A 25,095-nucleotide genomic window follows, 5' to 3' on the forward strand; every position below is an offset into this window, starting at 1 on the left:
TTTATTGAACAGCGGGTTGCACAAATAGCCCGTCCTCCAACAAGCGAATCGCTGAAATAGTGTATTCAGTGCCTTGGCACAACAACTGCAATAACCCCATTTGAATGCCCGACCGTACTTCGTGAACAACAGCGAAACACGGCCTTATATATAAATGGGGAGTATCAGTAGTGCGTGCGAAAGTTCGATTTTCCACTCAGCCGCGTTTCAGCCTGGTGACCGCCGCCAGCCTGCCGTTGTTACTGGCTGCCTTCAGCCCGGCAACGCTGGCCGCCGAGGAATCCACCTTGGGCACGGTGACGGTCACCGGCGCCGCGGCAACCGGCGCCCAGCAGGACCAGAAGCGCCTGCAGAAGGTTGCTGGCAATACGGCGGTGGTCGACAACCGCAAAGTCGAGCAGGGCCGTGCGGCCAACGCCGAGGACGTACTGGCGCTGCAGCCCGGTGTGTTCGCCCAGGGCACCAGCGGCACGGCTGCGAACAAGATCTCGATCCGCGGCTCGGGGCTCAACACCTTCTACCAAGGCTATGTACTGGGCACCAAGTTTCTCTTCGACGGCCTGCCGATCACCGGCCCCGGTGGCACCCAGGAAGACTTCCTCGACATGCAGGCGGTGGATCACACCGAGGTGCTCTACGGCGCCAACGCTTACGAGTACGGCGCGTTGGCACTGGGCGGGGCGATCAACATGGTCAGCAAGACCGGCCGTACCGACCCTGGCAACTATGCACGCTTCGAGGTCGGCAGCTATGGCTACCGCAAGCAGCAGCTGAGCACGGGCGGTGTGGTGGGCGACACCGACTACTACATCAACGTGCTGCACAACGAGCGCGACGGTTACCAGGATCACGCCAGTAACGAAGGTCGCGGCATAGCCGCCAACTTCGGCCACGTATTCAGCCCCAAGCTGCAGACCCGCATGTTCTTCAAGTACCGCGAAGAGCAGTTGATCAACGGCAACACCCTGACCCGCGCACAGCTCAAGCATGACCCGCGCAGCAACCTGGTGCCCACTGGGCGGCGCAAGGACGGCACCACTTTCATCGGCAACAAGACCACCTACACCTTCGACGATGGCGCCAGGCTCGAAGTCGGCGCGTCGTACAACAACTACCCGCTGCTCAATGGCTGGCGCTATGCCCTGGCGCCGCAGGATTGGCGCTCGAAGGATATCAACCTGACCCTGCGCTACCTGCGTACCGGCGACACCTTCCTCGGCCTGCCCAGTGACAGCAGCGTGATCTTCAGCAACACCCGCGCCTACCTGGCCGATGTCAAGGCGCACAGCCGCGCCACCGGGCTCAAGACCCAGGAAACCAACTACACCGGCTCGCGCGATACCGTGCTGACACTGGCCAACGAGCTGCAACTGGCCGATGACCTGTGGTTGTCGTCGGGGCTGTCGTTCGTCAACATCCGTCGCAAGGGCGAGATCGAGGCGAGTACCCTGACCGCGGCCAACCCCAGCAACTTCCCCACCCGCGTCGAATACGTCGAGAACGACCTGGCGCCGCGGCTGGGACTGCGCTACCAGATCAACCCCGAATTCCAGCTGTTCAGCAACGTCAGCCGCAGCATCGACCCGCCGGTGACCTGGCAATTGGGCAGCACCAGCAATCCTTTCCTCTACGATGTCCGGCCGCAGAAGGCCACGACCTTCGAGGTGGGGGTACGCGGCAGCCATGGGATCTTCGATGGCAGCCTGACCCTGTACCGCTCCTGGGTGCAGAAAGAGCTGTTGACCGTGGTCGTGCAACAGGCAACCGCCACCCAGGACCAGCTCACGGCCACCTCCAATGCCAGCCCGACCCTTCATCAAGGCATCGAAGCGGGGCTCAATGCCTTGCTCTGGACCGGTGCCAACGGCGACACCCTCGACCTGCGCCAGGCCTACACCCTCAACGACTTCAAGTACCGCCACGACGAACGCTTCGGCGACAACCAACTGCCCGGCCTGCCGCGTCAGGTCTACCAGGCCGAGCTCGCCTATCGCCAGGCCAGCGGTTTCTACGCCTCGCTCAACCTGCGTGCCGCGTCCAGCTACTACATCGACTACGCCAACACCTGGCAGACGCCCTCGTACCTGCTGTGGGGCGCCAAGTTCGGCTACCAGGCGCCGAGCCGCAAGTGGGAAGTGTTCGCCGATCTGCGCAACCTCACCAACCAGCGCTATGCCAGCGCCACCAACACCGCCTATGACGCAGGCGGGCGCGACTCTGCGAACTTCTACCCAGGGGACGCGTTCAACGTGACCACTGGCGTTGCCTTCCGATTCTGAGTGCGGGGAGAGCCTCATGAGCACAGATCAAGCGCAGATGAGCCTGGGCATGAACATCCTCGGGTTCGGCGCCCATGCTGCGGCCTGGCGCCAGGGCGAGGCGGCCATCGATGCATATGTCGATGTCGCCTACTACCGCGATATCGCCCGGCTTTCGGAAAAGGGCTGCCTGGATGCGATCTTTCTCGCTGATGGCCCGGCACTGCCCGGTGATGTCGCCAGCCAGCCGGGCGGGCGGCTGGAGCCGACCCTGCTGCTGACCGCCGTGGCCGCTGCCACCGAGCGCATTGGGGTGATCGCCACCTGTTCGAGCACCTACAACGAACCGTTCAACCTGGCCCGGCGCATCGCCTCGCTGGACCACATCAGTGGTGGGCGCGCCGCATGGAACGTGGTCACCAACGCCGGCGACGCGGCCGCGCAGAATTTCGGCCTGGCGGGTGCGCCGCTGCATGTCGATCGCTATGGCCGCGCCGAGGAATTTCTCGAGGTGACGCTCAAGCTGTGGGACAGCTGGGAAGAGGATGCAGTGATCGGGGACCGGGCAGGGGGGCGCTTCGCCGACCCGGACAAGGTCCATACCGTCGACTTCAAGGGCCGGCACTTTCAGGTCAAGGGTCCGCTGAACCTGCCGCGCTCGCCCCAGGGGCGTCCGGTCCTGGTCCAGGCCGGTTCTTCCGAAGGCGGCAAGGCGCTGGGGTCGCGCTATGCCGATGCGATCTTCACCACCCAGACCACCTTGCCTGACGGGCAGGCCTTCTACCGGGAGATGAAAGCCCGCGCCAAGGCCTGGGGGCGAGACCCGAGGCACCTGAAGATCATGCCCGGCCTGTCGACGGTGATCGGCAGCACCGAGGCTGAGGCCCATGCGCGTTTCGACGAGCTCAACGCCTGGCATGGCGAGCATGGCCTGTTGCAGCAAGTGGCCGGACGCATCGGTATCGATGCGCGCGAGCTGGACCCGGATGCGCCCTTGCCCTGGGCCAGGATCGGCCCGGTGGCTGCGTTCGAGCAGGGTTCCCATGGCTTTCTCGAGGCGCAACTGAACCTGGCCCGGCGCGAAAACCTGACCATTCGCCAGTTGTCGCGACGCATCCTGGTAGGCCATCGGCTGGCGGTCGGTACGCCCGAGCAAGTCGCCGACACCCTGGCCGAGTGGTTCCTGGCGGGGGCGGGAGATGGCTTCAACATCATGCCTGACATGTTTCCTTCAGGCGCGCGGGTGTTCGTCGAGGAAGTGGTGCCGTTGCTGCAGCGGCGCGGGTTGTTTCGGCGCGAATACCAGGGCAGCACGCTGCGCGAGCACCTTGGCCTGCCCAAGGCGGTGAACCAGTACGCGCTGCGCAGGTGATTCCCGATAAAGGGGAGTGGCGGTGGGGAAGCGCGCCCCACTGCGACGCTTGTGAACCTCCAAGGTACTACATCAGCGGATGCAGGGCCCGGAAGGTCTGCGCTTCCTCCACCAGCCAATCGTGCACCGCGCGGGCGCCGGGTTGGGTCAGGCCGCCTGGCGGGTAGAGCAACACATAGCGTTTGTGATTGGGGATCGACACCCCGAAAGGCACGATCAGGGTGCCGCGTTCCAGTTCATCGTTGAGCAAGGTACGGCGCGCAATCGCGACGCCGATACCAGCAATCGCCGCCTCGATGGTCAGGTGATTGCGGTTGAAGGTGTGGCCGCGGCGCACGTTCAGGCCACCCGCGCCGATGCCCTCCAGGTAGAACTCCCACTCTGCGTATTCCGAACTGCCGCGCCAGGCCGTGATGTCGTGCAGCAGCGGATAGTGGACCAGATCGGCCGGCCCGTGCAGCGGCGGGCGACCGCGTAGCAGGGCGGGAGAGCAGACCGGAAAGATCTGCTCGTCCAGCAGCGGCGTCGAGAGCATTCCGGGGTAGCTGCCGTCATTGAGGTCGATCGCCAGATCGAAGTCGCCGTCATGCAGGGCCTGCTTGCTGTCTTCGGCCACCAGGCGCAGCTCGATGTCCGGGTAGCGCTGCTGGAAGCGTGGCAGGCGCGGGGTCAGCCATTTGGCGAGGAACGAAGGGATCGAGCGCAGGCGCAAGGTGCCGCGAATTTCACCCGCGTCCAGGCGCAGCAATTCGGCTTCGATGCTGCCATAGGCCTCGGCGACAGTCTGCGCCAGGCGCTGCCCCTCGGCGGTCAGCTCCACACCACGGGCGCGGCGCAGGAACAGGGCGAAGCCCAGGCGCTCTTCAAGCTGGCGCATCTGCTGGCTGACCGCCCCGGGGGTGATGTGCAGTTCTTCGGCACAGCGGGTAAACGACAGATGCCGCGCCGCACAGGAGAACACATGCAGCCAGACGAATACCTGGCCGTTGAGTTGCCCTTTCATTGTTTAGTCCCGCTAAAGGCTTGCTTAGGAATTTTCGTTGGTCATCGTCAGGCGAGCGCGGCAGTATCGCGCAAATTCGCAATACCCATCAATTTTTCCGGAGGACCGCGCAGCGGCAAACAACGTCGCAGCGGTCAGGCATTAGCATGGCTATCAGTGTTTTCGACCTCTTCAAGATCGGCATCGGGCCGTCCAGCTCCCACACCGTGGGGCCCATGCGTGCCGCCGCCACCTTTGCCCAACGGCTGCGCGAACATGGCCTGCTGGCCCAGGTGCAGCGGGTGGAGGTGCGCCTGTATGGCTCGCTGTCGGCCACCGGCATCGGTCACGCCACCGACCGCGCCTGCCTGCTGGGCCTGATGGGCGAGTGGCCGGACCGCATCGACCCGCACAGCATCGAGCCGCGCATCGACCAGTTGATGCAGGAGCAGTGCTTGATGCTCGATGGCTCGCATCCGGTGGCGTTCCAGTACAGCCGCGACATGCGCCTGCTCGACGAGAGCCTGGACTACCACCCCAACGCCATGAGCCTGGAAGCACTGGGCGGGCAGGGCAGCCTGCTGACCCAGACCTACTACTCCGTTGGCGGCGGCTTCATCATCGAGCAGGCCGAAATCGATGCGCCGGCCAGTGCCGACGTGCACGTCGAGCTGCCGTACGAGTTTTCCTCAGGCGCCGAGCTGCTGGCGCTGTGCAAGACCCATGGCTTGACCGTTGGCCAGTTGATGATGGCCAACGAGCGCGCCTGGCGCAGCGAACACGAGATCCGCAGCGGCCTGCTGAGCATCTGGGCCGCCATGCGCGAATGCGTCGATAACGGCCTGCGTAATGAAGGCATCCTGCCGGGTGGGCTCAAGGTCAAGCGCCGCGCTGCGCGCCTGCACCGCAGCTTGCAGGAGTTGGGCAAGCCCAACGTGATCGGCTCGACCCTGAGCGCGATGGAGTGGGTCAACCTGTTCGCGCTGGCGGTCAACGAAGAAAACGCCGCTGGCGGGCGCATGGTCACGGCACCGACCAATGGCGCAGCCGGCATCATCCCGGCGGTGCTGCACTACTACATGAAGTTCAACCCCGCGGCCTGCGACGACGACGTGGTGGCGTTCCTGCTGGCCGCTGCGGCGGTCGGCATCCTGTGCAAGAAAAACGCATCGATCTCCGGCGCCGAAGTGGGTTGCCAGGGTGAGGTCGGTTCGGCCTGCTCCATGGCTGCTGCAGGCCTTGCCGAAGTGCTCGGCGCCACCCCGCCGCAACTGGAAAACGCCGCTGAAATCGCCCTGGAGCACAACCTCGGCCTGACCTGCGATCCGGTCGGCGGTCTGGTCCAGGTGCCGTGCATCGAGCGCAACGCCATCGCCGCCGTGAAGGCGATCAATGCCGTGCAGATGGCCTTGCGGGGTGATGGCGAGCATTTCATCTCCCTCGACCGGGTGATCCGCACCATGCGCGACACCGGCGCGGACATGCACGCCAACTACAAGGAAACCTCGCGCGGCGGCCTGGCCGTTGCCTTTGTCGAGTGCTGAGTTCTCTGCTTCAAACCCGCTCCTGTAGGCGTCCGGCTCCACAAGCCTGAACCCATTTGCAACACCCGCTGCACCGAGCAACAAAAACAACTACAAAGGCGAAACCCATGACTGATGTACACAACACCACGACCGTTCGTGCGGATTCGGCTGCGCCGGCTTCGACCACAGCCACGCGCAGCTGGAACCGCCACGACACCACCTGGGCCCTGGGCCTGTACGGCACTGCCATCGGTGCCGGTACCCTGTTCCTGCCGATCAACGCCGGGGTAGGGGGCTTCTGGCCGCTGCTGATCCTCGCGCTGCTGGCCTTCCCGATGACCTTCTATGCGCACCGTGCGCTGACCCGCTTCGTGCTTTCCGGGCGCCGTGGCGGCAATGAAGACATCACCGAGGTGGTCGAGGAGCATTTCGGCGTGGGTGCCGGCAAGCTCATCACCTTGCTCTACTTCCTGGCGATCTTCCCCATCCTGCTGGTCTACAGCGTGGCCCTGACCAATACCCTGACCAGCTTCCTCGAGCACCAACTGCATGTGACCGCGCCGCCGCGTGCACTGTTGTCGCTGCTGTTGATCGCCGGTCTGATGGTGGTGGTGCGTTGCGGCCAGCAGATCATCGTCAAAGTCATGAGCGTGCTGGTCTATCCCTTCGTCGCCTCGCTCCTGCTGCTGGCCGTGAGCCTGATCCCCAACTGGAACGGCGCCTTCTTCGCCCAGGCCAGCGAAGGCCTGAGCACCTCCAAGCTGCTGCTGACCCTGTGGCTGGCGATTCCGGTGATGGTGTTCTCGTTCAACCACTCGCCGATCATCTCGGCCTTCGCCGTCGACCAGAAGCATCGCTACGGCGCCGATGCCGACCGCAAGAGCGGCCGTACCCTGGCCACCGCCCACGTGATGATGGTGCTGACGGTGATGTTCTTCTGCTTCAGTTGCGTACTGGCCCTGAGCCCTGCCGACCTGGCAGCGGCCAAGGTGCAGAACATCTCGATCCTGTCGTACCTGGCCAACCACTTCCAGACGCCGGTCATCGCCTTCGTCGCCCCCCTGATTGCCCTGGTGGCGATCACCAAGTCGTTCCTGGGTCACTACATCGGGGCCAGCGAAGGCTTCCAGGGCATGATCGTCAAGAGCCTGCGCAGCCGCGGTAAAAGCTGGTCGGCCAAGCGCCTGGAGCGGGTGACCGCGCTGTTCATGGTGCTGGGCTGCTGGATCGTGGCGACCCTCAATCCGAGCATCCTCGGACTGATCGAAAGCCTCGGTGGCCCAGTGCTGGCGTGCCTGCTGTTCCTGATGCCGATGTATGCCGTGCGCAAGGTGCCTTCGCTGCGCAAGTACTCGGGCGCGCTGTCGAACGTGTTCGTCGTGCTGGTGGGGTTGATCACCTTGTCTGCGATTTTCTACGGCTTCTTTGCCTGAGGCCATGCTTCACGATTCGTGTTGCTTCGCTCTGCATTTGTGTTCTTGATGCCTTCGGTGCCGCAGCTATGCTCGGCACCTGAAGGGTCGCCTTGCGGCCCGAGTGCACACGAACGGAGTGATTGGCATGTTCCAGGGTTTCAAGAAAGCCTTCCAGCACGTCGAAGGTATCGAGATCGCCTACCGTATCGGCGGCAAGGGGCCGGCGTTGCTGCTGTTGCACGGCCACCCGCAGACCCATGTGATCTGGCACAAGGTGGCCGAGAAGCTGGCCGAGCAGTTCACTGTGGTCGCTGCCGACCTGCGCGGTTACGGCGATTCGGCCAAGCCTGAGGCCGACGACCGGCATGAGGCGTATTCCAAGCGCCGCATGGCCGCAGATATGGTCGGGCTCATGCATGCCCTGGGGTTCGAGCAATTCGCCCTGATGGCCCACGACCGCGGCGCGCGGGTCGCGCACCGCCTGGCGCTCGACCATCCCCAGCGCCTGTCCCGCCTGGTGCTGCTGGACATCGCGCCAACACTGACAATGTATCGCCAGACCAACGAAGCCTTCGCCCGTGCCTACTGGCACTGGTTCTTCCTCATTCGCCCGGCGCCACTGCCTGAAACCCTCATCGAAGCCAACCCGGAAGGCTACCTGCGCAGCGTCATGGGCGGACGCAGCGCCGGCCTTGCGCCGTTCACCGACGAGGCGTTCGCCGAGTACCGTCGTTGCCTGTCGCTACCGGGCGCAGCGCGTGGCGTGTGCGAAGACTATCGGGCGGCTGCAGGCATTGACCTGGAGCATGACCAGGCCGATCTCGATGCCGGGAACACGGTCAGGACCCCGCTGCTGGTGATGTGGGGTCGTGACGGCGTCATCGGCAAGTGCTTCGAACCGCTCAAGGAATGGCGCGCCTGTGCCGAGGACGTGCGCGGCAGCGAGTTGCCCTGTGGTCACTACATTCCTGAAGAAGCCCCGCAAGCCTTGCTCGAGCACGCCCTGCCGTTCCTGCTGCACGCCTGATACGGGCTGTCGGCGCGGGTTTCGTTGCGCTGGTCGCAAGCCTTGCGGTAGTGCCGAGCGTACCGGTCGCGGCAATGGTGCTGATCCTGGGCGGCGACCGCTTCATGGCCGAATACCAATCTCTGACCAACATCATCGGCAATGCGGTCGCGACCCTGACTGTTGCAGCCTGGGAGGGCGAACTCGACAGGGACCGGTTGGCGGTAATCAGCCGCAGCCCGGGCGCGGTTGCCAGCGCCCAGACCACGACTGAAACCTCGGGCATGCCTGTGGCGAAAGACTGATCCGACGCCGTTTACTGGCCCTTCTTGCGCAGTTCCACGACGCTACGGCGCATGTCGCTGGCCCAGCCATCGAGCACCGGCTTGACGTTCTCCAGCTTGAGCTGCGCGGTATCGTTCTCCAGCGCCTCGCCGGTGCCCTTGCGCACCACCTGGGCCAGCACCTTCTGGTTGGCGCCGTCGAGGAAGGCCGCCTCCACGGCGATGTCCACTTCCTGGTCACGACCACCGGCCGCAGTGTTCACCGCTGCGGCCACCAGGGCGATGGGCACCACTTCATAGGGCTTGAGCCCCTCGGTCTTGGTTGACACCGCGGTGATCGCCGGGCGTACCACGATCGTTCCCGGGCCAGGAGCGCTGACCACCGTCAGCACGCTGCCCAGTTCCCGGCGCATGGCGTCGTCGAAGTAGCGGGTGATCGCTTGCAGGGTCTGCGCCGAGATCACCGCTGTGGGTTGTGGTCTGGGGTAGAACTGGCTGGGCTCGATATAGACCTGTCGATACTGGCTGGCCTTGATCCCAGGGTCGATCCAGCGCATTACCGGTGCCCCGGAAACACTTTCCGCCGGCTTGAGCCGGCTGTAGTCCTTGAGAAACCCGGAATACTGGCTCGGATCGACGCGGTTGCTGGAACAGGCGGCCAGGGCAAGCACGGCAGCGCACAGCAGGGTGGCGCGAGGCAGCGGTTTCATGATGGGTAGCGTCCATTGAGGGGGAGGCCAGATCAACGCTAGCAGGTGCTTGGCGATTGGCCAGTTTGCAGGTGGAGTGGTATGCGCCCTTGGTTCTGTGATGTGAATTCCCACATGAAATCTTCAACCGTCGTACTGTCACATTACCGGCAAGACTGCAAATATATGCCCGTTACGGGTATGTTTTGAGGATCTCTTTGTGACCAGCAAGTTGATTGAGTCGTTGCGTGACGATCTGTCCGTGCTTTACCAGGCTGGTGCTGTCGGCAAGGTGACGATGCGTGAATTCGAAGCCATCTGCCCTGCGCCTGTCAGGGACTTCACCGCTTTAGATATCAGGCGCCTGCGCGAAGCGCTCAATTTCAGCCAGCCGGTTTTCGCACTGCATTTGCATACCAGTGCGTCTACCGTACGCAAATGGGAGCAGGGTGAAACACGGCCAGCCGGGCCAGCGCTGAAACTGCTCAATGTCATTGCCGACAAGGGCCTGCAGGCCATCCTCTGATCACCCCAGCACCTCCCGCACGCGATACCACAACATCCCCAGGGCCAGCAGCGGCGAGCGCAGGGCCTTGCCGCCGGGGAAGGTCAGGTGCGGTACGGCACTGAAGATATCCAGGCCCTGGCTGTGGCCGACGGCGATGGCCTCGGCCAACAGCTTGGCGGTCCAGTGGGTCACGTTCAGGCCATGCCCGGAGTAACCCTGGGCGTAATACACGTTCGGATGCTGGCTCAGGCGGCCGACCTGGGGGAAGCGGTTGGCGGTGATGCCGATCATGCCGCCCCACTGGAAGTCGATGCGCACATCGGCCAGTTGCGGGAACACCTTCAGCACTTTCGGGCGCATGTAGGCGGCGATGTCCTTCGGGTCGCGACCGGAGTAGTGGCAGGCGCCACCGAACAGCAGGCGGCGGTCGGCGGTCAGGCGGTAGTAGTCAAGGCCGACCTTCTGGTCGCACAGCGCCATGTTCTGCGGAATCAGGCTGCGCGCCAGAGCCTCGGGCAGCGGTTCGGTCGCCACCACGTAGCTGCCGGCGGGCAGCACCTTGCCGGTCAAGCGCGGCTCCAGCTCGTCCAGGTGCGCATTGCACCCCAGCACCAGGCTCTTGGCCCGTACCTTGCCGCGTGCGCAGTGCAGGGTGACGGTGGGCCCGTGTTCGATGCGTTGCACAGCGCTCTGCTCGAAGATTCGCACGCCAAGGCTGCTGGCGGCGCGGGCCTCGCCCTGTACCAGGTCCAGTGGGTGCAGGTGGCCGGAGCCCATGTCCACCAGGCCGCCGGCGTACTGGTCGCTGGCGACGATGTCGTGGATGCGCGTTGGGGCGATCAGCCGGGTTTCATGGCGATAGCCCAGTTCGGCCAGGTCCTGCAGTTCGTCGTTGAACGCCGCGAACTGCGCCGGGGTGTTGGCCAGCTCGCAGAAGCCCCAGCGCAGGTCGCACTCGATGCCGTACTGCTCGATGCGCCTGGCCACCAGCTCGACCGAGTCCAGGCCTGCCTGCTTGAGGTAACGCACGCCGTCCTGGCCCACGTAGCGAGCAAAGCCCGAGACGTCATGGCCGATACCACGGATCAGCTGCCCGCCATTGCGCCCACTGGCGCCCCAGCCGATGCGGCGGGCCTCCAGCAGAATCACCGACAGGCCACGCTCGGCCAGCTCCAGCGCGGTGTTGACGCCGGTCAGGCCGCCGCCGACCACGCACACGTCGGCGCTCAACTCGCCTTCGAGTTCGGGGTAGGGCGCCGTGGCACGGGCCGTGGCGGCGTAGTAGGAGGCGGTGTGTTCGGTTTGATGAGGCATTGGAAACACTCGAATCAGCGGTTGGACTTGATCTTGCTCCAGGAGCGGGTCATCACCCGCATGATCTGCGGGCTGGGGGTGCTGGAGACGTAGAGCTTGTCCAGAACCTCCTGGGACGGATAGATCTCGGGATTCTCCACCAGCGATTTGTCCATGAACGCCTTGGCATCAGGGTTGGCATTGGCATAGCCGACCGTGGCGCTGACCTTGGCGATCACTTTCGGGTCGAGCAGGTAGTTGATGAAGGCCAGGGCCTGGTCAGGATTGCTGGCGTCTTTCGGGATGGCCAGCAGGTCGAACCACAGGTTGCTGCCTTCCTTGGGAATGCTGTAGGCGATTTTCACGCCGTTCTTGGCTTCCACGGCGCGGTTGGCCGCCTGGAACACGTCGCCGGAGTAGCCGAAGGCCACGCACACGTCACCGTTGGCCAGGTCCGAGACGTACTTGGAGGAGTGGAAGTAGGTGATGTACGGGCGCAGCTCCATCAGCCGTGCTTCGGCCTTGGCGTAGTCTTTCGGGTCTTCGCTGCGTGGGTTCATGCCCAGGTAGTTGAGCATGGCCGGGAACAGCTCGTCAGGCGAGTCCATGAAGGCCACGCCGCATTGCTTGAGTTTCTTCAGGTTTTCTGGCTCGAACAGCACGGCCCAGGAGTCGACCTTGTCGATGCCCAGCGCGGCCTTGACCTTCTCGACGTTGTAGCCGATGCCATTGGTACCCCACAGGTACGGCACAGCGTATTTGTTGCCCGGATCGTTCTGCTCCAGTTGCTTGAGCAGTTTCGGGTCCAGGTGCTGCCAGTTCGACAACTTGCTGCGATCCAGTGGCAGGAACGCGCCGGCCTTGGCCTGGCGGGCGAGGAAGTGGTTCGAGGGCACCACCACATCGTAGCCGGTGCGGCCGGCGAGCAGCTTGCCCTCGAGGGTTTCGTTGGAGTCGAAGACGTCATAGACCACCTTGATCCCGGTACTGGCCTGGAAGTCGGCCAGGGTGGTCTCGCCAATGTAGTCGGTCCAGTTGTACACGCTGACCGTGGGCTCGGCCTGGGCGGCCGCGCCGAACATCAGGGCGAAGGCTGCGGGAATCATGGTTTGCAAATGACGCATGTCGGCACCTCGTTGGACTTGTTCTTCGGGTTCGAAACGGAAGCAGGGGCAGCGCGTTGCCTGTGGGAGCGGATCGACCCGCTCCCACAGAAACCCTCCATGGGGTCACACGCTCAGCAGCAGGAACTCGCGCTCCCAGGAGCTGATCACCCGCTTGAAGTTTTCATGCTCGGCGCGCTTGACCGCGACGTAGCCCTGGACGAACTGGCGCCCCAGGTAGTCTTCCAGGACCTTGCAGTCTTCCATGTGCTGCAGCGCATCCTCGATGGTGATCGGCAGACGCAGGTTGCGGCGCTCGTAGGCGCGGCCCTGTACAGGCGCGCTCGGCTCGATCTTCTCGATCATGCCCAGGTAACCGCACAGCAGGCTCGCGGCGATCGCCAGGTAAGGGTTGGCGTCGGCGCCCGGCAGGCGGTTCTCCACGCGCATCGCCTCGGGGCTGGAGGTCGGCACGCGCAGGCCGGCGGTGCGGTTTTCCTCGCCCCATTCCACGTTCACCGGCGCCGAGGTGTCCGGCAGGAAGCGGCGGAACGAGTTGACGTTCGGCGCGAACATCGGCAGTACCTTGGGGATGTACTTCTGCAGGCCACCGATGTGGTACAGGAACAGCTCGCTCATGCTGCCGTCTTCATTGGCGAACACCGGCTTGCCGGTGGCGATGTCGACCACGCTCTGGTGCAGGTGCATGGCACTGCCCGGCTCGTCGGTGATCGGCTTGGCCATGAAGGTGGCGGTGACATTGTGCTTGAGCGCCGCCTCGCGCATGGTGCGCTTGAATACGGTGATCTGGTCGGCCAGGTCCAGGGCGTCGCCGTGACGGAAGTTGATCTCCATCTGCGCCGGGCCGTCTTCGTGGATCAGCGTGTCCAGGTCCAGGCACTGGATTTCGCACCAGTCGTAGACGTCCTCGAACAGCGGGTCGAATTCGTTCGCGGCATCGATGGAGAACGACTGCCGGCCGCTCTCGGCACGGCCCGAACGGCCCAATGGCGCCTGCAGCGGCAGGTCCGGGTCTTCGCAGCGCTGGGTGAGGTAGAACTCCATTTCGGGCGCAACGATCGGCTGCCAGCCCTTGTCGGCGTAGAGCTTGAGGACTTTCTTCAGGACGTTGCGCGGCGACAGCTCGATGGGGTTGCCGTGCTTGTCGAAGGTGTCATGGATGACGATGGCGGTCGGTTCGATCGCCCAAGGGATCTGGTACACCGCTGCCGGGTCAGGGCGGCAGATCATGTCGATGTCCGCCGGATCGAGCAGGCCGTAGTAGATGTCGTCATCGACGAAGTCGCCGGTGACGGTCTGCAGCAGCACACTCTCGGGCAGGCGCATGCCACGCTCGTTGAGGAACTTGTTGGTCGGGGCGATCTTGCCGCGGGCAATGCCGGTCAGGTCACTGACCACGCATTCGACTTCGGTGATCCGGTGTTCTTTCAGCCAGGCGGACAGCTGATCGAAGGGGGCGTTCATACAGACCTCTTGGTTAGGTTTTGGTGGTGGGCATGCGCAGCGCGTGAAGGCCGTCGACCTCCAGGAGGTATTACAAACCTTTTCACGGCGCCACTTCCCACAGGTCACGCTGAGGACTATCTTGGGCGCTGCCCCTCGGGGTGATCTATCCGTTTTCTCCGTCAATCAATGCACCAAAAGAGTGCATATAGGACGTCGCGTGAATACGCAAACCGCCTTGCAGGTCCAGGCTTTCAACACCACCGATGTCACCGAGCAGGTGCGTGCCACCCCTGGCTGGCAGCAGCAGTACCGGCAGATGTCACCCGGGCATTTCAGCGGCCAGCTGCGCTGCCTGGGGCTCGATGGCGTCGAGGTGTACGAAGAGCGCCTGAATACCCGAGTCGAGCAGTTCTTCCGCGCCCCGAGCGGCTCGCTGACCTTTTGCTTCGACCAGGTCGAGAACAGCCTGTACCTGCTCAATGAACAAAGCCGCAACATCTGGATAACCCCGGAGAACTACCAGGAAGTGGCGGTGGTGTTCGACCAGCCGTTCCTGCAGCGGCACGGCCTGGATCTGGAGCGTTTGCAGGGGCTGTTCATGGTGCCGCTGGGCAGCGGCCAGAATGCGCTGTTCGGCAGCTGGCTGAGCGCGACCCTGACGCGTCTGGCGCAGGCTGACTGCCCACTCGAAGGGCAGGCCTTGGCCGAGCAACTGCTCGATGACTGCCTGTTCATCCTCGACAACGCCTGCCAGCGCCTGCAAGGCCAGGCACTGGGCAAGCGCGGTGAAGAGCGGGCGATCATGCAGCGGGTCAGCGAATGGGCGGCGGACTGCCCGGAAGAGACGCTCAATCTCATGGAGCTGGCGCAGGTGGCCGGGGTGTCGTTGCGTCAATTGCAGGAGGCCTTCAAGGCCTTTACCGGCATGCCCCCGGCGCATTGGTTGCGTCTGCGCCGACTCAACGGTGCGCGCCGCGACCTGCTGCGCCGCGCCAGCGAGGTGACGGTAGCGGAAGTGGCGATGCGTTGGTCATTCTGGCACCTGGGGCGGTTTTCCGAGAGCTATCGCCAGTTGTTCCGCGAATTGCCGAGCGAGACGCTCAAGCGCGGGCGCTGAAGGGGCACTTGCGAGGGGCTGGCTGTCAGATAAAGACCAGTTCAAAAGGCTGCAGCAGGCATTCCAGCAGCTGTTGCGGCACCACGGGCGGCGTGTCCGCATCCGCCTCCATCTGACTGACATGGGCAGCGATGGCCTGGCGCTTGCGCGCGAGGCTCGCTTCGTCGAGCTGGATACGACGCGCGCGTTGCCAAGGTAGCCGAGGATCGTCCGGCGTCGACCAGCGCCACGCCCATATCGGCGCTTCGGCCAGCGTTGCCCCGCGCGCCTGGGCGGCCTGTGCGCAGGCACGGCCCACCGCGTCATGGTCGCAATGGCCATCGTGGCGCCAGGGACACATCAACAGATCGCCGGGTTGCAGTAACTGGTTCAGGTAATTGATCAGGAAGGCCTCGTCCCGGGGCAAGGCGCCGTCCTTGAGGTTCAGCCGTCGCCAATCCAGATCGCCGACCCGCAGATCGAGCTGCTGCAAGGCATGGCGGCTCTCCAGTGGGCGCTGGTGGCGCAGGCGTCGTTCAGTCCATTGTGCCGAGCCTGGGTGGCTGCCTTCGCCGTCGGTGGCAGAGATCAGCACGAGGTCCTGCTCGCGGCCATGGAAGTCACTCAGTAATCCGCCCGCCATGAGCACCTCGTCATCCGGATGCGGCGCTACCAATACCAAGCGCCGGCCCGGCGGGCACAGTTGTTCGGGGGTGATCCAGGCGGCCCGGGCCAGGTGCGCGGATTTCTGCCATTCGCTCCAAGGGGTTCCCGCGTCAGCCTGGATCATGTGCTCGTTCATCGTTGCCAAGCTCCTGCTGTCAGTCGAACTCAAACCAATCCTGGCGCTGTATTTTTGCGGCGGCTTGGTCATGGCGGGTTTCGGGACGACTCCCGGGTCTCTGAAGGATTGAGGGAGTGGGTGAGGGGAGAGTTCAAAAAAGCTGGCGACACACGATCTGATGTTAGGCGGGTTTGTGGGAGCAGCCACCACCGGACTTCAGGGATGCAGATGATGGCACCTTGCTTGCTTTCTCTGTCGTGCGGGATACTTGCGCGCCAGGAGTGCACGTAAGGACGCAGTAGACATGCAACGCAATGCCCAGGAACCTGAGTTCTTTGTGTATTTGAAAGCCTATCTCTTGGGCTTTGTCATATTCGGTATTTATCAACTTGGTACGTGGCTAGGTCTCGGCCTCTATAAGGGGCTCCTTGCTCATCATCCTGCTATTTGGAAGTGGGGGGTGCTGGGCACACTATTGATGACAGCGTTGATGCTGGCTTACCTGTATGTGCGCGGCGGCCTCTGTCTGGCCCGCCGTTACACGCAAAGCAGGCGCGTTGACCTCCTCGCGTTCATTGTCCTGGGCGCGGTATCGAACGAACTCGCTTCGCCGCTGATGGACGTGCTTCACAAAGAGGTCGATAAACTGCCCGCATCGTCGGGGCTTCTGATCCTGATCGGTGGGCTTGTTATATTCTCGTCTGTCTTGACCGCACATCTGCGTCTGAACAGGCATGCTGACACGGTCAAGGAGGTTCATTTTCTCCAGGACAACGAAGTTTCGCTGCACGAACACGACCAGCTCGGCATGGCGCCCAGGGCAAAGGATTTTGCGGATGCGGTGTTGGCGTGTACCCAGCATGAGTCGATAGTGCTAGGTGTGGATGGCCCTTGGGGGGTTGGCAAGACAAGCTTTATCAACCTTGCTGCCAAACATTGGCAGCAGCCAGAAATTCTTGTGTTCCGCTTTGAACCATTGAAGTATGCAGGCGATGCCGACCTCGCTCAGCGCTTTGTAAGAGAGTTGATTGCGTGTATCCAGCGGGAAAGCTATGTGCCTGAACTCCAGCCTTTCGCCTCACGGTATTCTCGGTTGTTGAAAGGCAAGGCCGAGTTTTCGTTATTTGGTCTGAAAGTGGAACTGGAGCCGGGCAGCGATACACTGGACGAATTGCTGGAGAGTCTGGATTCGACGCTTGAGCGAGTGGGCAAAAAGTTGATCGTCGTGATCGATGATCTCGATCGATTGGAACCGTCGGCCATCAATAATGTGCTGTTCGGAATGAAGAAGGCTTTCAGGCTTCGCCGCGCAACGTACATTTTGTGCTATGACACCGAAATGTTGGTGGCGTTGGCTAGTGATGGTGAGCGGGCACGAGAGTTTCTTGAGAAGTTCGTCACATTAAAAGTTAACGTTTTCGTGGATGCTGCCGCGCTGGCGCGATACTTGAATCAAGACTGGAGAAAGGATGTTCCAGGATTGGATTTGGTCCCTGTGGAGCGGATGAGCAAGCTCACTCCATTACTTACGAAAATGGCGGAGATGCTGCAGGGTGAGCACGCGTCACGATATCTTGAGTTGATGGGCAATTTCCGCAAGATAAAAAGAATCATCAATGCCCTATTGGTAATGCAGTTGGAGAAAGTGTCTTACGACAATACGGACTTCAATCGTGACGATCTCGTGAATCTCGTGCTGTTGCAGCAAACCTATCCAGGCATGTTCAGACGTATCCATCTTGAGGAAGGCGGTGGGCGCAGCGGAATTTTTGGGGTGGTGTTTGACAATGACATGTCAAAATGCAAGCAGAGTCAAGAATACCTTGACCTAATCGAAGCTGGCCCACCGGGAAGCTCTTTTCTTCTGAAGCAGATATTTGGCGTCGCTGGCAGGCTAGTGGATCTTAATGAGATTGACAATAAAAAAACGCGGGCGTATGTCAATTTGGCGGGGGCGCGAAATCTGGAGCGGTACATTGACTTGATCCTTGAGCTTAAGGTGCCTGCACTAACGGAAACTCACATATTTTATAAAGCTTCTGTGCAAGAGTTGATCGCAGGGAAAACTATCGACGAGGTGCTCGGCAAACAGGAGTTCATTCATTCTTCTGGCCGTGGCGTACATATCCAGTTTTGGGGGATGCTAGCCGAGAATGCCTCGCGTCTTAAGGGGCCGCATATTCGCGAAATCTTAGAAAAAGCAATAGAAACGCTCCCCGACTACAACTCTGTGTCGGGCTTCTTTCGGCGTTCGGATCGAGATGTAATGATAAGCGCACTCGCCAAGATTATAGATAGCTGCTTCTGGCGGGCCCAGCCGCAAGTAGGCGCGGCGAACACAAGCGAGAATATAATCGGCATTGCTCATTGGTTTTTTGGAGAGGAAAATTTTTCAGAAGGCCCGTTACTCAAAGGCCTGATTCGTCCGTCACGAGGAGTATTGGGCTGGAAGGATCTTTTGGTGTTTCGGCAACAGTGCTCGCTCGATCGCGGTGGGCAATTACACAACATAAGCCGCGCGCTGCTTAAACACAGTGACAGGGCAGCAGAGACGTCAGGGAATGTGTACCGACTTACGATAGAGGGTATGAGATTTCTCTCACAGAAAATATTTGATGATTTTTATGCTTCATACGTGAAGCAGAAGAAAAATATTTTCGAGGATATCGAGTCCTTGACTTTCGAACAGGTTGTGGGGAAGGGATTTTCAAGCTCTGGTGAGGATCTCGTCGACCAGAATACTCTCGACGAGTTTAGGTTATCCGTCGCGCTTTATATCTTGTACCAGTTAGCTAATCGAACAGGTCCTGGTGATTCGGGGGTTGGTTGTGGTTTCTACGACCGCGTAGGTGCGTCTGACGCAAACGGTATTTACAATGATATGAGTTCTTATATTCTGAACGTATGCTTTAATCCAGAACTTGACGTCCGCAATACTATGAGGTTCGTCCGATTCCTGATGTGGATGCTACAAGAAAGCCGTGGGTATGACGAAGACGAGATTAAGTTGGATTTTTCCTGGCGCCCTTTGTTAGACATGATTTCTGAGCCGATGCTCCGCGATTATTGGAACTCCAATAAAGCCACCATTCTGAAGGAGGTGGCCGCTTATGACGGAATGGCGATGAGAAAGGGACATCTGATTATCGACTGCCAACGCCATTGGCCCATCGTTTCAGACTATTTAGATAAGATTTAATCTTCCTCATCAGGAATAGTAGAACCATTACGCTCACCGTAACGATCGACCACCGTGCTTGATTGATGCCTCCCACCCCCCAGGCCTAAGGTGACCCCACGACAGCGAACCCGTGGAGTCACCAATGACCACAACGAAGAATCCACCGCCGCAATGGTCGAGAAGGCGCGCCGAAAAGCAGCGCCGTCTCGAGCGGGTGAGTCACCTCGCCGATGGCGTGGTACTGCCCACCGAGCGGATCGTCGAGGCCCTCGAACTGCTGATCGCCCCGGGTGATCGAGTGGTGCTCGAAGGCAACAACCAGAAGCAGGCGGACTTTCTTTCGCGCTCGCTGGCCAAGGCCGACCCTGGCCGTCTCCACGACCTGCACCTGATCATGCCCAGCGTCAGCCGCGCCGAGCACCTGGACCTGTTCGAACGCGGCATCGCGCGCAAGCTCGACTTCTCCTTCGCCGGCCCCCAGAGCCAGCGCATCGGCCAGTTGCTCGAAGACGGTCTGCTCGAAGTCGGCGCCATCCACACCTACATCGAGCTCTACTCGCGCCTGCTGGTGGACCTGATCCCCAACGTCACGCTGGTCGCAGGCTTCACTGCCGACCGCGATGGCAACCTCTACACCGGCCCGAGCACCGAGGACACTCCGGCGCTGGTCGAGCCCACGGCATTCAGCGATGGCATCGTCATCGCCCAGGTCAACCAGTTGGTTGACCGTGTCGACGATCTGCCCAGGGTGGACATTCCTGCCTCGTGGATCGACTTCGTGGTAGTCGCCGACCAGCCGTTCTACATCGAACCGTTGTTCACCCGCGACCCGCGCCATATCAAGCCGGTGCATGTGCTGATGGCGATGATGGCGATCCGCGGCATCTATGAAAAACACCAGGTGCAGTCGCTCAATCACGGCATCGGCTTCAATACCGCCGCCATCGAGCTGATCCTGCCGACCTACGGCGAGTCGCTGGGGCTCAAGGGCAAGATCTGCCGCAACTGGACCCTCAATCCTCACCCGACGCTGATTCCGGCCATCGAGACCGGCTGGGTACAGAGCGTGCACTGCTTCGGCACCGAGCTGGGCATGGAAGACTACATCGCCCAGCGTCCGGACGTGTTCTTCACCGGGCGCGACGGTTCGATGCGCTCCAACCGGCTGATGTGCCAGCTGGCGGGGCAGTACGCGGTGGACCTGTTCATCGGCGCCACCTTGCAGGTCGATGGCGACGGGCATTCTTCGACGGTCACCCGTGGCCGCCTGGCCGGTTTCGGCGGGGCACCGAACATGGGCCACGACCCACGCGGGCGACGCCACGCGACACCGGCCTGGCTGGACATGACCGTGCCCGAAACCCTGCTCGAGCGCGGGCGCAAGCTGGTGGTGCAGATGGTCGAGACCTACCAGGAGGGCGGTAAACCGACCTTCGTCGAAACCCTGGATGCGGTCGAGGTGGCGAAGAAGGCCGGCATGCCGCTGGCACCCGTGATGATCTACGGCGATGACGTCACCCACCTGCTCACCGAAGAGGGCATCGCCTACCTGTACAAGGCGCGCAGCCTGCAGGAACGCCAGCAGATGATCGCGGCGGTGGCCGGGGTCACCGCCATTGGCCTGCGCCATGAGCCCAAGGATACCGAGCGCCTGCGCCGCGAAGGGTTGGTGGCCTTGCCCGAAGACCTGGGCATCCGCCGTACCGACGCCACCCGTGAGTTGCTCGCCGCACGCAGTATCGCCGACCTCGTGGAGTGGTCCGGTGGCCTGTATAACCCGCCCGCACGCTTCAGGAGCTGGTGATGAAAGCACTTTGCCTACAGCCCCTGGCCTTGCCCGACCAATTGGCGGACCTGGCCGTCGAAGCCCTGATCGATGAGGCCGACCTCTCGCCCAAGCCTGGGCTGGTGGACCGGCGCGGCAGCGGCGCCCATGGCGACATGAACCTGGCCTTGATGCACGCCTCGGCGCTGTCGCTGTGGCCGTGCCTGCGACAGATGGCCGAAGCGGCGCAACGCCATGGCGAGATCGCTGCGCCGCTGCGCGCCGAGCTGGGACGCCTTGGGCGCGAAGGCGAGGCGACAATGCTCGCCACCACAGCCGGAGTGAATACCCATCGTGGTGCTATCTGGGCGCTGGGACTGCTGGTTGCGGCGCGGGCGCTGAGCCCGCTGAGCAGCGACCCGCATACCCTTGCCGCCCTTGCCGGGCGCCTTGCGCTGATCGATGATCCGGCCGCCCCCGCACAGGACAGCCACGGCACCCAGGTGCGCCGCCGCTATGGCGCAGGTGGAGCGCGCGAGCAGGCCCAGCAAGGCTTTCCGGCGATCACCGGTCACGCTCTGCCGCAACTCTGGCGCAGCCGCGCCGCTGGCGCCAGCGAGACCCATGCACGCCTGGATGCGCTGCTGGCGATCATGGCTTCGCTGAGCGACACCTGCGTGCTCTGGCGTGCCGGTCAGCAAGGCCTGGATGCCCTGCAGCAAGGGGCCCGTGCGGTGCTTGATGCAGGCGGCAGCGCGAGTTTGGCGGGTCGCCGTCAACTGCGCGCCCTGGATGCGCGCCTGCTGCAACTCAATGCCTCTCCAGGCGGTGCTGCCGATCTGCTGGCCGCCTGCCTGTTCCTCGACAAAGCCGGGAGCCTGTGACATGGAAACCCTGAACTTTCAATTCCCCGCTGCGCAACCGGGCCGTGGCCGTGCCCTGGTCGGCTGCGTCAGCTCCGGCGACCTGGAGGTGCTGATCGAGCCCGGCCAGGCCGGCAGCCTCGATATCCAGGTCGTGACCTCGGTCAACGGCAGCCAGGCACGCTGGAGCCAGCTGTTCCAGCGCCTGTTCGACGGCCGCAGCTTGCCTGCGCTGAAGATCGACATCCATGATTTCGGCGCCACGCCCGGCGTAGTGCGCCTGCGCCTGGAACAAGGCTTCGAGGAGATCGGCCATGACTGATAACGAACGCCTGTTGCACAGCCGCAGTTTCGTCGAACTGGGGGCCCGCCAGCGTGCCAGGGCCTTGCTCGATGCGGGCAGTTTCCGCGAGCTGCTTGGCCCCTTCGACCGCCTGATGTCGCCCTGGCTGCCACGCCAAGGCATCGTGCCGCAGGCCGATGACGGCGTGGTCATCGCCAAGGGCACGCTCGACGGCCGTCCCGCCGTGGTCGCAGCCATCGAAGGCGGGTTCCAGGGCGGCAGCATGGGCGAGGTGGGGGGCGCGAAGATCGCCGGCGCCTTGGAACTGGCCGTCGAAGACAACCGTAACGGTGTCCCCACCTGCGCCGTGCTGTTGCTGGAGACCGGGGGCGTGCGCCTGCAGGAGGCCAACCTGGGCCTGGCGGCGATTGCCGAGATCCAGGCCGCGATCGTCGAACTGCGTGCCTACCGGCCGGTCATTGGCGTGATCGCGGGTTCAGTCGGCTGCTTCGGCGGCATGTCCATTGCCGCCGGGCTGTGCAGCCATCTGCTGGTAACCCGCGAAGCACGCCTGGGCCTCAATGGCCCACAGGTGATCGAGCAGGAAGCGGGGATCGGTGAGTACGACTCGCGTGACCGGCCTTTCATCTGGAGCCTGACCGGTGGCGAGCAGCGCCACGCCAGCGGCTTGGCGGACGGCTACGTCGCCGATGACGTCGAGGCTGTTCGCAGCCAGTTGCTGGCGTTGCTGGACGCACCTTCTGCGCAGCGTGCCAGCCGCCATCAGTGGTTTCTTGAGCGCCTGGCGCAACTGGGTGATGACTGCCCGCAACTCGATGCCGCCGCCGTGCGTGCCCTGTATCAAGGAGATGCCTGATGAACCGTGCCCAGAACTGGTTGCAGGGCCTTGCCAGCGGCGAGTCGCTGCCAGGCTTCCCCGCCTCGGTGCAGGTGGTCGATGGCGAGCTGGACAATCGCCTGGCGCGCTTTATCGCCGTGGTGCCCGATGCGCGCAATCCCTTTGTACGCGCCCGTAGCGGCGAGGTTGGCCTGCTTGAAGGCTGGGGCCTGGCCAAGGCGGTCGCCGAGGCGGTGGAGGCCGACCGCGACAGTGAGAAGCGCGTGCTGGTTGCGCTGATCGATGTACCCAGCCAGGCCTACGGGCGGCGTGAGGAAGCGCTGGGCATCCACCAGGCCCTGGCCGGTGCGGTGGAAGCGTATGCCCAGGCGCGCCTGGCCGGGCATCCGGTGATCGGGCTGCTGGTGGGCAAGGCGATGTCCGGGGCGTTTCTTGCCCACGGCTACCAGGCGCAGCGCCTGATCGCGCTGGATGACAGTGGCGTCATGGTGCATGCGATGGGCAAGGCGGCAGCGGCGCGTATCACCCTGCGCAGTGTCGAGGACCTGGAAGCCTTGGCCGCCGAAGTGCCACCGATGGCCTACGACCTGAAAAGCTACGCCTCACTGGGGCTGCTGCACACGCGTCTTGCCGTGGATAACGCGCAGGCGCCGACCGCCCGGGATCTGGTACAGGTCCGTGCCTGCCTGATCGATGCCGTGCGCGACATTGGCGATACCACCGACCTGCGTAGTCGCCTGAACGGCGAGCATCGCAGCGCCTCCCGCGAGGTGCGTCAGCGCCTGCGCAGCCAATGGCAGGAGGCCTGAGATGTACGCCCCGCGCCCACATGACCTGCTCTGGGGCATGACTCCGGCCATGCTGCCTGCCGATGCGCCTGCCTGGGTGCACTCGGTGCTGGCAGCCGGCGAGCCGGTGGTAGTGCGCCGGGCGCTGGTGGCACCGGACCAGGTGGCGGTCGGGGTACGCGGGAGAGGGCGCGAGCAGCGTTTTGCCTGGCAGATGCGCCTGCTGGACATCGAGCGCTGGGTCAGCCCCGAAGCGCTGCGCTGGGAGGGCGAGTTGTCGTCGCCAGCCTTGCGTGCGTTATCGCAGGTCAGCGCTTGGTTGAACGATCGCGAGTGGCTGTGGGGACCTACCGGCAGCACGGGTTTCCAGCTCGCGACGGGAATCGAGGTGCTGCACGCTGGCAGCGATCTTGATCTGCTGCTGCGTGCCCCTGTGTCGATACCTCGTGAGCAGGCCGCTCGACTGCTGAAACAGTTGGAAGGCGCGGCCTGTCGCGTCGATGCGCAACTGGAAACGCCCGAGGGGGCGGTTGCCTTGCGCGAATGGGCCAGCGGGGCGCGTCGGGTGCTGCTCAAGTCGGCGGCTGGCGTGCGTCTGGTGAGTGATCCGTGGCAACTGCAGGAGGATGCGGCATGAGCAGCCTGTTCGCGTTCCCGGGGCAGGGCGCCCAGCAGGTGGGGATGCTTCATTGCCTGCCGGAGGGCAGTTCGGATCTGCTCGAAGCGGCCAGCGAGGCGCTGGGCGAGCAGGTGCTCACGCTCGACAGCGCCGAGGCGTTGCGCCATACCCGCGCCGTGCAGCTGTGCCTGCTGTTGACCGGCGTGGCATGGGCGCGCTGGCTGATGCGACGCAGCCCGGCACCGGAGTATGTGGCCGGGTTGTCGATCGGTGCCTATGCCGCGGCGGTCACCGCCGATGCGCTGGCACTGGAGGACGCCGTACGCCTGGTGTCGCTGCGCGGCGGGCTGATGCAGCAGGCTTATCCGACAGGCTACGGCATGACGGCCTTGAGCGGCCTGGACCTGCCCAGTGTCGAGCGTTTGCTGGAAGCGGTCGGGGGTGAGGTGTACCTCGCCAACCTCAACAGCGACAACCAGATCGTCATCGCCGGCAGCGATGCCGCGATGACAGCGGTCGCCGCGCGCGCGCGCAGCCTGGGGCAGGGCGTGGCCCGGCGCCTGGCGGTCAGTGTGCCGTCGCATTGCCCTCTGTTGGCGGCGCCTGCGGCTACCCTGGCCGCAGCGTTCTGCGAGGTCGAATTGCGTCGCCCACGCATCACCTACCTCAGCGGCAGCACGGCACGACCGATTTTCGATCCGGCACGCCTGCGCGACGACCTGGCCGGCAACATGGCCCGCATCGTCGACTGGCGCGCGACCCTGCGCGGCGCCTGGGAGCGCGGTGTGCGCCTGCACCTCGAATTGCCGCCGGGCAGCGTACTCACGGGTCTTGCCAGGCGAGTCTTCGAGCCTGGAAAGGTGCTGAGCGTGGAGTCCACCCGTGCCGACAGCATCGATGCACTGTTGCGTCAGGAGGTGGCCGACAACCGATGACCGCGCTGTAGCTCGAAGG

The 25,095-nt window shown here is 63.2% G+C and carries 21 protein-coding genes and 1 pseudogene; 16 read left to right on the plus strand and 6 right to left on the minus strand.

The window, feature by feature from the left end; translation table 11 throughout:
- Nucleotides 1–170 precede the first annotated feature (170 nt).
- Entirely contained in the window at nucleotides 171–2,279 is a 2,109-nt protein-coding gene (locus ACMGGG_RS10290) for a TonB-dependent receptor family protein (protein WP_414155412.1), read from the plus strand.
- 16 nt (nucleotides 2,280–2,295) lie between these two features.
- The gene (locus ACMGGG_RS10295) at nucleotides 2,296–3,630 is read left to right on the plus strand and encodes an LLM class flavin-dependent oxidoreductase (RefSeq protein WP_372822713.1); all 1,335 of its coding nucleotides are present in this window, start codon (nucleotides 2,296–2,298) and stop codon (nucleotides 3,628–3,630) included.
- Between the two features lie 67 nt (nucleotides 3,631–3,697).
- Here ACMGGG_RS10295 and ACMGGG_RS10300 read toward each other — a convergent pair whose 3' ends face one another.
- Nucleotides 3,698–4,633, minus strand: a complete 936-nt coding sequence (locus ACMGGG_RS10300) for a LysR substrate-binding domain-containing protein (RefSeq protein WP_054891304.1) — start codon at nucleotides 4,631–4,633, stop codon at nucleotides 3,698–3,700.
- Nucleotides 4,634–4,779: 146 nt separating this feature from the next.
- Here ACMGGG_RS10300 and ACMGGG_RS10305 point away from each other — a divergent pair, with 146 nt between their 5' ends.
- The 4 genes and pseudogenes from ACMGGG_RS10305 to ACMGGG_RS10320 form a co-directional block, all read left to right on the plus strand.
- Nucleotides 4,780–6,156, plus strand: coding sequence for an L-serine ammonia-lyase (locus ACMGGG_RS10305; RefSeq protein ID WP_323454235.1), 1,377 nt, complete (start codon nucleotides 4,780–4,782; stop codon nucleotides 6,154–6,156).
- A 107-nt stretch (nucleotides 6,157–6,263) separates the two neighbouring features.
- Nucleotides 6,264–7,571: a serine/threonine transporter gene (locus ACMGGG_RS10310; protein ID WP_414155413.1), complete on the plus strand. Its 1,308-nt coding sequence runs from the start codon at nucleotides 6,264–6,266 to the stop codon at nucleotides 7,569–7,571.
- A gap of 127 nt (nucleotides 7,572–7,698) precedes the next feature.
- Nucleotides 7,699–8,580: an alpha/beta fold hydrolase gene (locus ACMGGG_RS10315; protein ID WP_414155414.1), complete on the plus strand. Its 882-nt coding sequence runs from the start codon at nucleotides 7,699–7,701 to the stop codon at nucleotides 8,578–8,580.
- An 8-nt stretch (nucleotides 8,581–8,588) separates the two neighbouring features.
- Nucleotides 8,589–8,864: pseudogene (locus tag ACMGGG_RS10320) on the plus strand (C4-dicarboxylate transporter DctA); the annotation flags it as partial.
- An 11-nt stretch (nucleotides 8,865–8,875) separates the two neighbouring features.
- Here ACMGGG_RS10320 and ACMGGG_RS10325 read toward each other — a convergent pair.
- Nucleotides 8,876–9,553, minus strand: coding sequence for a DUF3313 domain-containing protein (locus ACMGGG_RS10325; RefSeq protein ID WP_151924755.1), 678 nt, complete (start codon nucleotides 9,551–9,553; stop codon nucleotides 8,876–8,878).
- Between the two features lie 199 nt (nucleotides 9,554–9,752).
- On the opposite strand from ACMGGG_RS10325, the gene ACMGGG_RS10330 reads away from it, so the two are divergent.
- Nucleotides 9,753–10,058 carry a helix-turn-helix domain-containing protein gene (locus tag ACMGGG_RS10330; protein WP_065862824.1) on the plus strand — a complete coding sequence of 102 codons (306 nt, stop codon included), beginning with the start codon at nucleotides 9,753–9,755 and terminating at the stop codon, nucleotides 10,056–10,058.
- Here the strand turns inward: ACMGGG_RS10330 and ACMGGG_RS10335 are convergent, their stop codons facing one another.
- The 3 genes from ACMGGG_RS10335 to ACMGGG_RS10345 all read right to left on the minus strand — a co-directional run bounded on the left by ACMGGG_RS10335 (nucleotide 10,059) and on the right by ACMGGG_RS10345 (nucleotide 13,921).
- Complete coding sequence (locus ACMGGG_RS10335; protein WP_414155415.1) at nucleotides 10,059–11,354, minus strand: NAD(P)/FAD-dependent oxidoreductase; 1,296 nt, start codon at nucleotides 11,352–11,354, stop codon at nucleotides 10,059–10,061. It lies immediately after the preceding gene.
- Between the two features lie 14 nt (nucleotides 11,355–11,368).
- Nucleotides 11,369–12,457, minus strand: a complete 1,089-nt coding sequence (locus ACMGGG_RS10340) for a polyamine ABC transporter substrate-binding protein (RefSeq protein WP_414155416.1) — start codon at nucleotides 12,455–12,457, stop codon at nucleotides 11,369–11,371.
- 105 nt (nucleotides 12,458–12,562) lie between these two features.
- Nucleotides 12,563–13,921, minus strand: coding sequence for a glutamine synthetase family protein (locus tag ACMGGG_RS10345; protein WP_112898178.1), 1,359 nt, complete (start codon nucleotides 13,919–13,921; stop codon nucleotides 12,563–12,565).
- Nucleotides 13,922–14,120: 199 nt separating this feature from the next.
- On the opposite strand from ACMGGG_RS10345, the gene ACMGGG_RS10350 reads away from it, so the two are divergent.
- A complete protein-coding gene (locus ACMGGG_RS10350; RefSeq protein ID WP_414155417.1) occupies nucleotides 14,121–15,020 on the plus strand; it encodes a helix-turn-helix domain-containing protein in 900 nt (299 codons plus the stop codon).
- A gap of 25 nt (nucleotides 15,021–15,045) precedes the next feature.
- Here the strand turns inward: ACMGGG_RS10350 and ACMGGG_RS10355 are convergent, their stop codons facing one another.
- Nucleotides 15,046–15,801 (minus strand): PIG-L deacetylase family protein, encoded by a 756-nt coding sequence (locus ACMGGG_RS10355; RefSeq protein WP_414155801.1) that lies wholly within the window; start codon nucleotides 15,799–15,801, stop codon nucleotides 15,046–15,048.
- A 286-nt stretch (nucleotides 15,802–16,087) separates the two neighbouring features.
- Here ACMGGG_RS10355 and ACMGGG_RS10360 point away from each other — a divergent pair, with 286 nt between their 5' ends.
- From ACMGGG_RS10360 to mdcH, 8 genes are all read left to right on the plus strand, one after another.
- Nucleotides 16,088–18,982, plus strand: a complete 2,895-nt coding sequence (locus ACMGGG_RS10360) for a P-loop NTPase fold protein (RefSeq protein ID WP_414155418.1) — start codon at nucleotides 16,088–16,090, stop codon at nucleotides 18,980–18,982.
- 124 nt (nucleotides 18,983–19,106) lie between these two features.
- A complete protein-coding gene (gene mdcA, locus ACMGGG_RS10365) occupies nucleotides 19,107–20,768 on the plus strand; it encodes a malonate decarboxylase subunit alpha (protein WP_063544823.1) in 1,662 nt (553 codons plus the stop codon).
- On the plus strand, nucleotides 20,768–21,613 hold the full coding sequence (locus ACMGGG_RS10370) for a triphosphoribosyl-dephospho-CoA synthase (protein ID WP_063544824.1): 846 nt from the start codon (nucleotides 20,768–20,770) through the stop codon (nucleotides 21,611–21,613). Before mdcA ends, ACMGGG_RS10370 begins: the two co-directional genes overlap by 1 nt.
- A gap of 1 nt (nucleotide 21,614) precedes the next feature.
- On the plus strand, nucleotides 21,615–21,914 hold the full coding sequence (locus ACMGGG_RS10375) for a malonate decarboxylase subunit delta (protein ID WP_054891317.1): 300 nt from the start codon (nucleotides 21,615–21,617) through the stop codon (nucleotides 21,912–21,914).
- Nucleotides 21,907–22,752, plus strand: coding sequence for a biotin-independent malonate decarboxylase subunit beta (locus tag ACMGGG_RS10380; protein ID WP_063544825.1), 846 nt, complete (start codon nucleotides 21,907–21,909; stop codon nucleotides 22,750–22,752). Before ACMGGG_RS10375 ends, ACMGGG_RS10380 begins: the two co-directional genes overlap by 8 nt.
- Nucleotides 22,752–23,543, plus strand: a complete 792-nt coding sequence (gene mdcE / locus ACMGGG_RS10385; protein ID WP_063544826.1) for a biotin-independent malonate decarboxylase subunit gamma — start codon at nucleotides 22,752–22,754, stop codon at nucleotides 23,541–23,543. The genes ACMGGG_RS10380 and mdcE overlap by 1 nt, the downstream gene beginning before the upstream one ends.
- A 1-nt stretch (nucleotide 23,544) precedes the next feature.
- Nucleotides 23,545–24,159 (plus strand): malonate decarboxylase holo-ACP synthase, encoded by a 615-nt coding sequence (locus ACMGGG_RS10390; protein ID WP_063544827.1) that lies wholly within the window; start codon nucleotides 23,545–23,547, stop codon nucleotides 24,157–24,159.
- A complete protein-coding gene (gene mdcH, locus ACMGGG_RS10395) occupies nucleotides 24,156–25,076 on the plus strand; it encodes a malonate decarboxylase subunit epsilon (RefSeq protein WP_063544828.1) in 921 nt (306 codons plus the stop codon). The genes ACMGGG_RS10390 and mdcH overlap by 4 nt, the downstream gene beginning before the upstream one ends.
- The last annotated feature ends 19 nt before the right edge of the window (nucleotides 25,077–25,095 follow it).

The sequence above is a fragment of the Pseudomonas sp. BNK-44-b genome, from assembly GCF_047456245.1.
Lineage (GTDB): Bacteria > Pseudomonadota > Gammaproteobacteria > Pseudomonadales > Pseudomonadaceae > Aquipseudomonas > Aquipseudomonas machongensis.